This is a genomic window from Clostridium sp. AWRP (assembly GCF_004006395.2).
Classification (GTDB): domain Bacteria; phylum Bacillota; class Clostridia; order Clostridiales; family Clostridiaceae; genus Clostridium_B.
In genome coordinates this window covers 858030-872173 of record NZ_CP029758.2, presented here as the reverse complement: position 1 = coordinate 872173, position 14144 = coordinate 858030, and the positions used below count along the sequence as shown (strand labels likewise).

The 14144-nt window shown below is 29.8% G+C and carries 11 protein-coding genes; 2 read left to right on the top strand and 9 right to left on the bottom strand.

Going from position 1 to position 14144, the window contains the following annotated elements:
* Positions 1 to 16 precede the first annotated feature (16 nt).
* A complete protein-coding gene (ppx, locus tag DMR38_RS03905; RefSeq protein ID WP_127720083.1) occupies positions 17 to 1525 on the bottom strand; it encodes an exopolyphosphatase in 1509 nt (502 codons plus the stop codon).
* Positions 1526 to 1948: 423 nt separating this feature from the next.
* Between ppx and DMR38_RS03900 the strand changes: the two genes are divergently transcribed.
* Together DMR38_RS03900 and DMR38_RS03895 are read left to right on the top strand one after the other, a co-directional pair.
* Positions 1949 to 4084, top strand: a complete 2136-nt coding sequence (locus DMR38_RS03900; protein WP_127720082.1) for an RNA degradosome polyphosphate kinase — start codon at positions 1949 to 1951, stop codon at positions 4082 to 4084.
* 59 nt (positions 4085 to 4143) lie between these two features.
* Complete coding sequence (locus DMR38_RS03895; RefSeq protein ID WP_127720081.1) at positions 4144 to 4386, top strand: hypothetical protein; 243 nt, start codon at positions 4144 to 4146, stop codon at positions 4384 to 4386.
* 130 nt (positions 4387 to 4516) lie between these two features.
* Here the strand turns inward: DMR38_RS03895 and ppdK are convergent, their stop codons facing one another.
* From ppdK to DMR38_RS03855, 8 genes are all read right to left on the bottom strand, one after another.
* Positions 4517 to 7150, bottom strand: coding sequence for a pyruvate, phosphate dikinase (ppdK, locus tag DMR38_RS03890; protein WP_127720080.1), 2634 nt, complete (start codon positions 7148 to 7150; stop codon positions 4517 to 4519).
* A gap of 67 nt (positions 7151 to 7217) precedes the next feature.
* Positions 7218 to 7862, bottom strand: a complete 645-nt coding sequence (locus DMR38_RS03885) for a helix-turn-helix transcriptional regulator (protein ID WP_013237478.1) — start codon at positions 7860 to 7862, stop codon at positions 7218 to 7220.
* A gap of 207 nt (positions 7863 to 8069) precedes the next feature.
* Complete coding sequence (locus DMR38_RS03880; protein WP_127720079.1) at positions 8070 to 8675, bottom strand: DUF4342 domain-containing protein; 606 nt, start codon at positions 8673 to 8675, stop codon at positions 8070 to 8072.
* Positions 8676 to 8690: 15 nt separating this feature from the next.
* Positions 8691 to 9464, bottom strand: coding sequence for a DNA repair protein RecO (gene recO / locus DMR38_RS03875; RefSeq protein WP_127720078.1), 774 nt, complete (start codon positions 9462 to 9464; stop codon positions 8691 to 8693).
* A 47-nt stretch (positions 9465 to 9511) separates the two neighbouring features.
* Positions 9512 to 10393, bottom strand: coding sequence for a GTPase Era (gene era, locus DMR38_RS03870; RefSeq protein WP_127720077.1), 882 nt, complete (start codon positions 10391 to 10393; stop codon positions 9512 to 9514).
* Between the two features lie 197 nt (positions 10394 to 10590).
* Positions 10591 to 11289 (bottom strand): diacylglycerol kinase, encoded by a 699-nt coding sequence (locus tag DMR38_RS03865; protein ID WP_127720076.1) that lies wholly within the window; start codon positions 11287 to 11289, stop codon positions 10591 to 10593.
* 41 nt (positions 11290 to 11330) lie between these two features.
* On the bottom strand, positions 11331 to 11825 hold the full coding sequence (gene ybeY / locus DMR38_RS03860) for an rRNA maturation RNase YbeY (protein ID WP_127720075.1): 495 nt from the start codon (positions 11823 to 11825) through the stop codon (positions 11331 to 11333).
* A gap of 37 nt (positions 11826 to 11862) precedes the next feature.
* Positions 11863 to 13968: an HD family phosphohydrolase gene (locus DMR38_RS03855; protein WP_127720074.1), complete on the bottom strand. Its 2106-nt coding sequence runs from the start codon at positions 13966 to 13968 to the stop codon at positions 11863 to 11865.
* Positions 13969 to 14144: the final 176 nt, after the last annotated feature.

Genomic DNA, 14144 nt, shown 5'->3' with positions numbered 1-14144 from the left:
AATTTTTATTTAAAAATCAATTAACTTTAATAATTAACTTTTTACTAAAAATTTTTTCAAAAGACGGAGCACACTCTAATGCCTGATTTATTTCTAAAAATGGATCTGTTTTGGATTCAATACTCATGATTACAGTATCAGATTCTATATCACAGGATATACTGCTTACATTGCTATTTACGCCACCATCTAAACTCTCGCAAATTCGTACTAAAATAGCTAGTTTTTCAATAACTTCAACATCCTTTTCATTTACTACTTTTTTATATTTTTCTAAATTTATTTTAAAATCCTTTTTCCTATGAAGGGCGGCTATATATGCAGCCATAAGCTGTTCTTTATGCGATAAACCATTTATTTTGGAGTTTAAAATCATATAAAAAGAATGAGCATGGTGATTATAATAGCTTATACGTACTCCACAATCGTGAAGAAGGGCAGCAGTTTTTAAAATTTTATAGCAATCATCATTTATATTTAATATTGATTTAAGGTCATTATATAAAGATTCAGTAAGTTTCCATACTTGCTTGGCATGCTTTAAATTCATTTCATAATTAAGCATATAATTGTTTATTGAAAAATCTAAAATATTCACTATAGGTATTTTACTTTTCAAAATATATTCATAAATAATTCCTTCTCTAACTCCACATCCACTTACATAAAGTTCATTTAATTCTAAAAAATCAAACAAAGTAACTACAGCACCAACAGCACCTAAAAATATATCTGCTCTATTTTTCGATAATCCTTTTATTTTTTTTCGTTCTGCACAATCCTTTAATTTAACCATGTTGTATATATCCATCACGTCTTCTAATGTAATTTGATAATTATGAAGGTTATCCATAGGATAATCATTCTTTTTTCGACTTATCTTTGCTATATTTCGAAACGTTCCTCCTATCCCAATTAAAGGAATATTTCCTATTTTTCTTAACCATGTCACTTCTTTATAAAAAGAAAGTATGAATTTTTTCAAATCCTTTTCTGTTTTTTCATCTATAGTTTCATTTAAATAAAATCTTTCTGTCAAATTTATTGCACCAAAAGGCAAACTAATAGAATGCTTAAGTTTTCTGTTTTCCACCCAAATAAGTTCTGCACTACTTCCTCCAATATCCATTAAAAGTGCATTAGAAATATCAATGGTATTTATATTTCCAAAATAATCATAATAGGCCTCTGATGTACCTGATAATACCCTTATTTCAATACCTAATTCTGATTTAACCCTATTTATAAACTTTAATTGATTTGATGCTTTACGCACTGCCTCTGTAGCTACTGCTATAATTTCTGTAATGCCTTGTGCTTCACATAAACATTTAAAAAATGATAATGTTTTTATGGCCTTTTCAATTTTTAAAGGATTTAACTCTTCGTAAATAGTCATATCTTTTCCAAGACGTACAGTTTCTTTTACTTCATCTATTATGCTGAAACAATTATCTTCATTAATCTGCACAAGTACCAATCTTATTGAGTTTGAGCCTATATCAATAATAGCTATTCGCTTCATTTTTCTCTCCTTTTCTTACGCATCTAGAAAACTATACATTCGCCTATAACAAGAAACACAGAATACCATTATCTCTAATTTTATTGAATAACTAAAATATTTGCAACAACTTAACTACGCTAGAACATAATAATTTTTTAGTATAGTGTTAATTATAGGTTAAGTATGTTTAAGAAATGTAAAGTTTCGACAACAAGTCCTAAAAGTATACTATAATTAGAGAAACGAAGTGTAGAAATTGTCATAATAAATGTACATTTATTATGACAGGAAAGCTTTATGAAGAAAATCAATTTATTCTAATTTAAATTCTAAAGAAGATATTATTTTAGAAGGATGGAATTTTATGCATAATTCAGATTTTTTCGAAGAAGTATTAGGAATAAAACCTATAATATAATTTGAGAAAGAAAGGAAGAGAAAATGAATATTTTCAATTTGCCTAAAAATTTCATAAATAGGGAATTAAGTTGGATAGAATTCAATAAAAGAGTTCTAGAAGAAGCTCAGGATACCAGTAATCCACTTTTTGAAAGATTAAAATTTGAATCCATTGTAAGTTCTAATTTAGATGAATTTTTTATGATTCGTGTAGGTTCCTTATCAGATCAGATTTCTGCTGGATTCAATAAGCCAGATGCTTCTGGATTGACTCCAATAGAGCAAATGAATAAAATATCTATACATGTTCATAAATTAGTTTATGAACAATTAAATTGTTATAATCGATCTTTGAAATTAGCTTTAAAGAAACAAAATATATGCTTTTTTAAAGCTAAAAATCTTAATAAACAACAACATGAATATGTTGAAGATTATTATTTAAAAAACATTTATCCCGTATTAACACCTATGGTAGTTGATAATAGCAGGCCATTTCCATTAATTTTAAATCGCAGTTTAAATATTGCAGTATTACTAAAAAAAAGTGAGGGCATTAATGAATACACTTTTGCTACCATACAGGTTCCATCTGTATTAGAAAGGATTATTGAGATCCCTTCCAATGTTGGAAAAGCTTTTATCTTTCTAGAGGACATCATTAAGATGAACTTATGTTCTCTATTTAGTAATCATAAAATCATAACTTCAAGCTGTTATCGTATTACACGTAATGCTGATTTAACCTTAGATGAAGAGGGAGCAGAAGACTTATTAGAAGCTATTGAAGAATCGCTAAAGCAGCGTAAATGGGGAAATGAAGTAAGACTAGAATTTGAAATTGGTATAGATAAAAGGCTGCTTCATATTCTTGAAAAGGAACTAGAAATTTCAAAAGATCAAGAATATAAAATCAGCGGTCCTATCGATTTAACTTTCTTATCGAAACTTACTGAAAAATTAGGATATAGTCATCTAACTTATGATCCCATGGAACCTCAAATTGCACCTGAATATTTGAAAACCAATGATATTTTTAAGGCAATTTCGAAAAAAGATATTTTATTACACCATCCTTATGAATCTTTTGATCCAATTATTAATTTAGTAAAACAAGCAGCTGTAGATCCAAATGTGTTAGCAATAAAACAAACTTTATACCGTGTAAGTGGGAATTCCCCTATCATAGAATCTCTAATTAATGCCGCCGAACAAGGTAAACAAGTTACAGTTTTAGTTGAATTAAAAGCAAGGTTTGATGAGGAAAATAACATTCTCTGGGCAAAACGTCTAGAAAAAGCAGGCTGTCATGTAATTTATGGATTGGTTGGACTTAAAACTCATTGTAAAATATTACTTGTTGTTCGTAAAGAAAGTGACGAAATTAAACGTTATGTTCATTTAGGTACAGGTAATTACAATGATGTTACAGCTAAATTATATACAGATTTAGGATTATTTACCACAAATCCTTACATAGGTTCAGATGCTTCCACTATATTTAATATGTTATCTGGTCACTCTCACCCAACTGACCTATACAAATTAAGCTTAGCACCTTTAAATTTAAGGGAACGATTTCTATATATGATATCTCAAGAAACAGAAAATGCAAGCATGGGTAAACCTGCCAAAATCATTGCAAAAATGAATTCTTTAGTAGATACCAAAATTATTAAGGCTTTATACAAAGCTTCAAGTGCAGGAGTAAAAATCAATTTAATTGTACGTGGAATTTGCTGTCTAAGACCAGGTATTCCAGGAATAAGTGAAAATATATCTGTAAAAAGTATTGTAGGAAGATTTTTAGAACACAGCCGCATTTATTATTTTTATAATGATGGAGATGAAACAATTTATCTTTCCAGCGCAGATTGGATGAATAGAAATTTAGATAGAAGAGTAGAATTGTTATTCCCAGTTGAAGATGAAGATGCAATAACTAAAGTAAAAGAAATTTTAGCTGTTTCCTTATCGGATACAATAAAAACCAGAATTTTAAATATGGATGGATCTTATACCCGAATCGATAGAAGAGGCAAAGATAGTATAAACAGTCAAAAATTTTTCTACAATGTTGCAATGAAAAGCAATTATGACAAGCAAGTTCTTTTACAATATAATAAAAACTATTGGATTAAAAATGGATTTAAGCCCAAGCTAGCTAATTCTATATAACAATAGAATATAAAAAGATGAATATATTAAATGTTGAATAATACAAAGGAGAGTATATTATGGTAATTAGTTGTGAAGAAATGTTTTTTCAAAAAATTAAAATCTTTGACAGAACTATGATTGAAGCTACAAAAGCTAATAAAGAGATATTTGAATTTGAAGACGAACAGTATGACATTTATTCGAACGGCATATTTGTACAAACTCTAATTAATGACAGAATACTATATCGTATTTTTATTGATGAATATAGGAATGATATTTCTGTACACTATGATTTATTAAAATGCTTGAAGCACTAATAATTTTAATTTTTAACAAAAATATGGCATTGTACTTAAAATCAATGGTGAGATTAAGTTACAATGCCATAGTACAGATAGCTTCAATTACCATTTTATAAGGTTTTTTAAGCTATTACTATACTTTTAATTACTTTCTTGGATTTTTTATTTGAGCTTGAGCTGCAGCAAGTCTTGCCACAGGTACCCTAAATGGTGAACAAGATACATAATCAAGTCCTACATTGTGGAAAAATTCTACAGAAGATGGATCTCCTCCATGTTCTCCACATATTCCAAGATGAATGTCAGGTCTAGTCTTTTTACCTAATTTTACAGCAGTCTCTACAAGTTTTCCTACTCCAACTTGATCTAACTTCTGGAATGGATCAAACTCATATACTTTTTTATCATAGTAATCATTTAAAAATTTACCTGCATCATCTCTTGAAAATCCAAAAGTCATTTGAGTTAAATCATTAGTTCCAAATGAGAAGAACTCAGCTTCTTTAGCTATTTCATCAGCTGTAATAGCCGCTCTTGGAATTTCTATCATAGTTCCTACTTCATATTTTAAATTGATTCCCTCTTTTTGTATTATTTCATCTGCTACCCTTACAACTACGTCTTTAACATATTTTAATTCTTTTATTTCTCCTACAAGAGGTATCATAATTTCTGGAACTATATCATACCCTTTTCTCTTCTTAACATCTATAGCTGCTTCTATAATAGCCCTTGTTTGCATTTCAGCTATTTCTGGATATGAAACAGTAAGCCTACATCCTCTATGTCCCATCATAGGATTAAATTCATGTAGAGAATCTATAGTATCTTTTAACTCTTGAAAACTTACTCCCATTTCATTAGCTAAAGACTCTACATCATCAGTTTCAGTAGGTAGAAATTCATGAAGTGGTGGATCCAAAAATCTAATTGTAACAGGTTTTCCTTCCATTGCCTCATACATTCCAATAAAATCTTTCTTTTGTCTTGGTAGTAATTTATTTAAAGCCTTTCTCCTCTGATCTTCTGTTTTTGAAACTATCATTTCTCTCATTTCCGGTATTCTATCTTCATCAAAGAACATATGCTCTGTTCGACAAAGTCCTATTCCTTCGGCACCAAAACTAATAGCCTGATTTGCATCTCTTGGTGTATCTGCATTTGTTCTAACTCCCAACTTCCTTATACTATCAGCCCATCCCATGAAGATTCCAAAATCTCCTGATATTTCTGGTGCTACAGTCTTTATAGGCTCTCCATATACATTTCCAGTACTTCCATCTAAAGATATGTAATCCCCTTCTTTATAAACCTTATCTAATCTTTTGAAAAGCTTTTCCTTTTCACTTACAACAAGATCCCCACATCCAGCTACACAGCACGTTCCCATACCTCTTGCTACAACAGCTGCATGAGATGTCATACCTCCTCTAACTGTAAGTATTCCTTCAGAAGCCGCCATTCCTTCTATGTCTTCTGGGGAAGTCTCTAGCCTTACAAGTATTACCTTTTCACCTTGATCATGATGTTTCTTAGCATCATCTGCTGTAAAATATATTTTACCACAAGCTGCTCCTGGTGATGCAGGGAGTCCATTTGCTATCACAGTTGCCCGTTTCAATTCATCACTATCAAAGTTTGGATGCAATAGTGTGTCAAGCTGTTTAGGTTCAACTTTAAGTATAGCCTCTTCTTTAGTGATGAGACCTTCATCTACCATATTTACTGCTATTCTAAGTGCAGCTTGAGCTGTTCTCTTACCGTTTCTTGTCTGAAGGAAATATAATTTCCCCTGCTCTATAGTAAACTCCATATCCTGCATATCTTTATAATGATTTTCAAGTTTATTCGCTATACTCATAAATTGAGAATAACACTCTGGAAGGTCTTCTTTTAGCTTTGTTATAGGTTGAGGTGTTCTTATTCCTGCAACTACATCCTCTCCTTGAGCATTTATGAGATATTCACCAAATATGGACTTTTCTCCTGTAGATGGATTTCTAGTAAATGCAACTCCTGTTCCTGAAGTCTCTCCCATATTTCCAAATACCATTGATTGAACATTTACTGCAGTTCCCCAATCACCTGATATATCATTTAGCCTTCTATAAATTATTGCTCTAGGATTTTCCCAAGATCTGAACACTGCAGTAACTGACTGAATTAATTGTTCCTTAGGATCTTGAGGAAAGTCTTCATTTACTTCTTTTTTATAAATATCCTTAAATTTCTGAATTATATTCTTTAAATCTGATGCATCTAAATCTGTATCGTATTTTACACCTTTAGCATTTTTTACATCATCCAGTACATCTTCAAATTCTCTCTTTTCAATTCCCATAACTACATCTGAAAACATTTGAATAAACCTTCTATAAGAATCATACGCAAATCTTTCATTTCCTGTCAGCTTTTTAAGTCTTATTACAGTATCATCATTTAATCCCAAATTTAATATAGTATCCATCATTCCTGGCATAGAAACTCTGGCTCCTGACCTTACTGAAACTAACAGTGGATTATCTATACTTCCAAATTTTTTTCCTGTTGTCTCTTCCACATTTTTAAGTGCATCATAAATTTGATCTATAACTTGCTGTGATATAGATTTACCATCTTCATAATATTTGGTACATGCTTCTGTGGATATAGTAAATCCCCCAGGAACAGGTATACCAAGATTGGTCATTTCTGCAAGATTAGCTCCCTTGCCTCCAAGTAAATTTCTCATGCCAGCATTTCCTTCATTGAAAAGATAAACGTATTTCTTAGCATTCATACAAACATCTCCCTTATAAAGTTTTTAACATTTTTGTATATTAACAGGATTTACCTGAATAATCGGTTTATTTACTTTCTCCTATCTTTACAAAAAGTCTTGTTATGTTGGTTTTGGATACTTTTCCTATAATTTTAAATGTTTCGTTTTTAGATTTATCATAAGATTTTTCTACTACTGGAAGACTATCTACTTCATGCTCCATTATTTTTTGAGCTGCTAAATATGCAGGATCATCCTTCTGCACACATACTATATTGGGCATTCTTGTCATTATTACACCTACAGGTATTTTGTGCATATCTGTACTGCCCATAGCTATTTTTATAAAATCTTTTCTAGAAACAGCTCCTATTAAAACACCATTGTTTTCTATAAATAAAGTTCCTACATCATTTAAAAACAAGTATAGTATTGCATCATACACAGTAGTATTTTCATCTACCATTACTGGTTTTGACATTATATCTTTTACTTTTATCTCCATTATATAATCATATAATAAACTGTAAGAAGGTTTTTGAGAATATATATATCCAACCTTTGGTTTTGCCTCTAATATGCCTGTCATTGTAAGTATAGCTAAATCAGGTCTTAAAGCTGCCCTTGTGACATTCAACTTAGACGCAAGCTGTTCACTTGTTATTGGTGCATGTTCTTTTACTAATTCTATTATTTTTTCTTGCCTTGGTGATAATTTTATGATGTCCACCCTCTCTCTTCATAGTAAACCAATTAATTGTAAAAATATTTACTAAGAGGAATTTACAGTCCATAACTGTATTCTTAAAGCTATTATACCACATATATACAAATTAATAATATACTCTTCTTTGTTTTATTCAAAATTGTCAATATATTTTAAATTGTATATGAGTTGAACACAAAATATCTTTTAAATACAACTTAATAATAAAATTTATTGTTTATCATTACTTTTTTCCTCATTTTCTCCATATCCTTTTTCATCCTCATCAATGTCATCAAATTTTACAGTATACTTGTATGTGTTTTTATCTTCATCCTCGTTTTTATTAGTAAATTTATCTTTTACAGAAGATGCTGCATTAAAAACTTTATCTTTTACATCATCTACAGTGCTCTTTACTCCACTTTTTATTATTTTATCTACTACTTCTACACTTCCATCATCTTTTATTATTTCTATGCTGAGTTTTGTAAACACAGCAGTCAATATTCCTATAGCTATAAGTGGAGGCCATACAAGTGCTGTTAATGTAGCTGCAATACCTGCATTTACTGGAATATCAAGTACAGTTCTATCCTCTCTTCTTATTTTTATCCTAGTTACATTTCCCTTTCTAACCAAATCTTTTAACCAATCAAGAAATTCGTCTTTTGTAGTATACATACTATCTTTATTTGATTTTTCAGTTTCTTCTATATATATAAGTGCATCAACTACATTTCCTTCACAATTTTCTAAAGCTTCCTTTGCTTCGGCGTAAGTTACCCCAGTTCTCTCTCTTATAATATCAATTTTTTCTAATGTTATTTCACTCATAATTTTCTCTCCTTTTCAATTTTTATTTTTTTCAAAACTTTGAAGGCAATTCAAAACGTCTAAACTTTTAGGTTTTCTAAAATAGTTTTGAGAAATAATTAATGTTAAAATTTTATATAGTTCCTTTTTTACATCTTCTGATAATACAACCTTATATACATTTTCTAAAGGAATTTTAGACAAATATTTGAGGGCACTCGAAGTAGCATATTTTATAGGTATACCATTTATTTTTTCACATTCACTGCAGACACCGCCCAAATACTGAAGATTTAAATAATCAAAAGATGCAATTTTCTTCCTACATAGAGCACAATAGTCAAAATTAAGACCATATCCTGTAATCTGTAAAATTTTTAGTTCAAATGCTCTGGCTAAAGTTTCTACATCAACTCCATGACTTCTTACAAGATAAAAAGAAGTAACCAGATATCTAAATAATTCACTGCTAGTTTCACCGTCATTCATTGCTATATCCGTAAGTTCACAAAAATAAGAAGCATAAGTTAAATCATTTAAATCATTTAATAAATCTTGAAATGAATCTATTAAACTACTTTCATTTATTACATACAAGTTCTTACCTTTATAGACTACGTAATCTCCATAACAAAACTGAAGTGTAGTAGAAAATAGAGAGTTTTTACTACTTTTTGATCCTCTAGCTATAGTTGCTATTTTGCCTAATTTTTCAGTAAAAAGCCATACCAGTTTATCTGACTCTTTTATATCTTGAGTTTTAATTATGACAGCTCTAGTTTTGAATATGTTCAGAAAATCATCCCCCACTACAGTTCTAATTATATTATGTCCTTATTTTAAAATAAATTCCCATACTATTTATATCCTAATTCTTTTAACAATCTATCACTATCTCTCCATTCTTTCTTAACTTTAACCCATACCTTTAAATAGACCCTAGTATCTAAAAATTTTTCAATATCTTTCCTCGCATAAGTTGAAATTTTCTTCAACATAGCACCATTTTTACCTATAATTATACCCTTATGGGAATCTTTTTCACAGAGTAATGTAGCTTCTATATTGTAAATTTCCTTTGAGTCTTTTTTCATTGAGTCTATCTCTACTGCTATTCCATGTGGAACTTCTTTTGAAAGAAGCCTAAGTGCCTTTTCCCTAATTATCTCAGACACTATAAACTTTTCCTGTTTATCCGTAATCATATCATCCGGATAATATTTAGGTCCTTCAGGCATATACTTTACCATAAGTTCTATTAATTCTTCCACATTCTTTTTCTTCAATGCAGATATAGGTATTACCTCGGCAAAATCAAATATAGCTGAATAATTTTTTAAAGTTTCTGCCACTCTCTGTTCTGGATTTTCATCTATTTTATTTAAAACTAAAAACACAGGTACGTTACATTTTTTAAGTTCTTCTAAAATATACAAATCCCCTTTGCCTGTCTCTAATTCAGGAGTAGTTAAAAAAAGCACCAAATCTACATCTTTGATGGAATCTTCAGCAGCTTTAACCATATAGTCCCCAAGCTTATGTTTGGGCTTATGTATACCTGGTGTGTCTACAAAAACCAACTGAAAATCATCCTCTGTTAGAATAGTCTGTATACTGTTTCTAGTAGTCTGAGGTCTACAAGATACAATAGACAACTTTTCCCCCATTATATTATTCAAAAGCGTTGATTTTCCCACATTAGGTCTTCCTATTATTGTAATAAATCCTGATTTAAACATAAATTTTCTCCTTATTTTCTAAATCTTTTTTGTAAAAGTTTCTACTAAAATTTTTTCTATATTTCTATAATGCAAATTTTCATATTTCTTAAATAGTATACTTTCCATATTTCTAATGAAAATTCTAAAATTACTTGTCTACATAATTCATATTATTCCCCTAAAAAACATATAAATATAATATTTAAATTCTCATTTTAACCAAATACTCTAAAAAGAAATACAGTTATTAAAACACCAAATGCTCCTCCACAAACTACTTCTATAACTGAATGAGTATCTGAATCCACCCTGCTTTGCGCCACTATAAATGCCAAAAGATAACTTAATATTACCACGGCTAATTGCTCTGATATAAGTGCTATAGTAGTAGCTATAGAAAAAGCTATGGTACTATGACCACTTGGCATTCCTCCTTTTAATGGAGTTCCTTCGCCAAAAATTGCCTTTATAATTATTGTAGTTATAAATACAATTACGAGTATTATAAATATTACATAAGGATTTGTGCTTTTTACCTTTCTCATGACTATAAAATTAATATACTTTAGTTTATCCCAAAATATTATATATCCTACCACAACAGCATTTGCAGCAGCCATTAGTACTCCACCAGCAGCCACATTTTTAGCAATTTTAGCAAGTGGATGATAGTAGTTTATAGTAGCATCTATAGCAGATTCTACAGCTGTATTAAAAAGTTCCGTAATAATAACAATACTTATAGTTATTATTACGGCTAATATCTCCATTTTGCTTAAATCATAAATAAAGCATATAACTAATACTAAAAGAGCTGCTATCATATGTATTTTCATATTTCTCTGAGTTCTTACAGAATATATTATACCTTCAATAGCATAGTTAAAACTATCCAATAGCTTTTTAACCTTCATTTCTATTCCCCATTTTATATAATTTTAACTTATATAGATTATTACAGTTTAACTCCGCTTAAAATTTTCTCTTCCCTCTGCCTCATAATCTTTTTATCATTTTCTTCCATATGATCATATCCTAAAAGGTGAAGTACTGAATGTACTGTTAAATAACAAGCTTCCCTTAAAAATGAATGCCCAAATTCCTGAGCCTGTTCTTCTGCTTTTTCAAGAGAAAGTGCTATATCACCTAATACTAAATTTCCATCATCCATATCGCTTTCTTCAAATTCATAATTTTCATATACTTGTTTAAATACGCTGCCTTCTGGATACTCTAACATTGGAAAAGATAATACATCAGTTACCTTATCTATGTTTCTATTCTCCCTATTTATATTTTTTATCTCTTCATTATCTATAAAAATAACACTTATTTCACAAGGAATATTTACATTCTCTTCTTTTAAAGCACATTGTATTACACCTTTTATATTTTCTTCTAACTCCTGTGTTACTTCTATTTTATTTTGTCTATTATCTATAAAAATCATTTATGTTCCTCCAAATTTAGTATGCAAAAGTTCTACTTTAAGTAGAACTTTTTAATTGATTGATAGATTTTTGAGAAAATTTATCCTCAGGATATTCTATTCTATGGTGATATATTCCCTTTAACGCTTTTATAAATGCAACTTCTATTTTTCCTATATCTTTTAAAGTAAGCTCACAATTATTAAGCTGTCCTTCATCTAATCTGTCTTTAATTATGTTATCTACCATTTTCTCAATTTTATCCTCAGTTGGATCATTTATTGATCTTACAGCGGCTTCTACACCATCTGCTAACATTATTATACCTGATTCTTTAGTCTCAGGTATTGGCCCTGGGTATCTAAAATCATCCTCTTTCACGTTCTCTGGTTTTTCACTTGAATTTTTCATAGTAACATAAAAATATTTTACAAGTGATGTGCCGTGATGCTGCTGTATCGCATCTATTATTATTTTAGGAAGCTTATACTCCCCAGCCATTTCAATTCCGTCTTTAACATGAGATATTATTATTAAAGCACTTAAGCTAGGAGTTAACTTGTTATGAGGATTATCTTTTCCCAGTTGGTTTTCTTTGAAAAAATAAGGTCTTCTTATTTTACCTATATCATGATAATAAGCCGCTACTCTGGCTAAAAGTGGATTTCCACCTACTTCTTCTGCTGCTACTTCTGCTAAATTTCCAACTAGTAGACTATGATGATAACTTCCCGGTGCCTCCATGAGCAACCTCTTTAGAAGTGGATTATTAGGATTAGATAGTTCTAAAAGTTTTATAGTTGTAACTATATTAAATACTCCTTCAAAAAGAGGCAAAAAACCTATAACTAAAATTCCAGAAATTATAGTTGAAATTCCAATATATATTGCCTTTTCAACTACGTCTACCATATTATCACTAATTAAAAATCCCATTGAAAAAGTAAGTATAACATTTATAACTGTCATATATAAACATGAAAATAATATATCCATTCTCTGCTGCATCTTTTTAAGGATAATAGCTCCTACTACAGCATTTACCACAGCTAACACTGTTATATCCAGACTAAATTGTACAGCCACACTTATTAAAACACAATTAATAGTACTTATTACTAGTGAAACTTTTTTTCCAACAAGAAGTGACACTATCATAGGTACAAATGTAAGTGGTATTAAGAACGTAGAAATTATACCAATGGTTCTAGCCATCAATATAGCTAATAAACTCAATATATTAACCATTATAAGCATTTTTAAGTCATTATATATTTTAGGACAATATATGAAAAAATATGTCCATTCCAATACCAATACTAAAAGAATCAGTACACCTAATGAAATATAAATGTGCCATTGAAAATGTGAACTATTATTTAGAAGTCCTAAGTCTCTTAATACTTCTATTTGATATTTTGTTACAGGTTCGCCTTCTTTTACTATAATTTGATCCTTTTTTATTATAACTGGTGAGACTTTTTTTACAGCTTCTTTTCTAAGTTCTTCTGTTTTATCTTTATCATAAAAGAAATTTGGTGAAATTTGAGAATATCCTATTTTAGTAGCTATGTCCTTTAAATTTTTTGACAAACTATTAGAGGTACTGACTTTCAGCAATATAATTTCCTGAGCCTTTTTTATATCTTCTCTATTATCCCTTTGCGTATTGTCACTTATATTATTGTTATCATACATATCTGAGAGAGATTTTTGCAAAAAATCCTGAAGCTGTTTTAATTCATCTTTATTCAACTTTATTATATCCTGATAATCATCATCTGCTAATCCTATATTATCTGCACTTTTTAATTTTTGTATTTTATCCTTTTCTTCCAATTGTGAGCTATTTACCTGATCTATTTTAGAAAAAAAACTATTTAATTTACTGATAACTCCAGTTTTCACTTCAGGTTTTTTATTGTATTGAATTGGTACAGAATCCTCTGCCTGTCGAATGCGCGTTTCTGTGGATAATTCATCCTTAACTTCCCTTGGTGCTTTTATATCGACTTTGGCAATATCTCCTTCCTTCAAGTTATATTTTTTTGTCGTTAGTCCAGTTACAAGTAGCGAATAAATAAATATAAAACTTATCATAAAAACAATTATTTTATTAACTTTTTCTTGTAAAAAAACCTTTTTTAATGATAGTTTTTTCAATTAAGCTCACCCTTTATTCTTCATTTTATACGTAACTTCTTTATCTGATGGCTACCTACTGTAACACTCCCACGCACTCTGTGAAAGCGACTATCACCAAATCAAATGAGATATCTGCTTTTCTATCAAAGTGGGAGATAACAGTAGCTACACCCCTAGATAATTCATCTAAACTT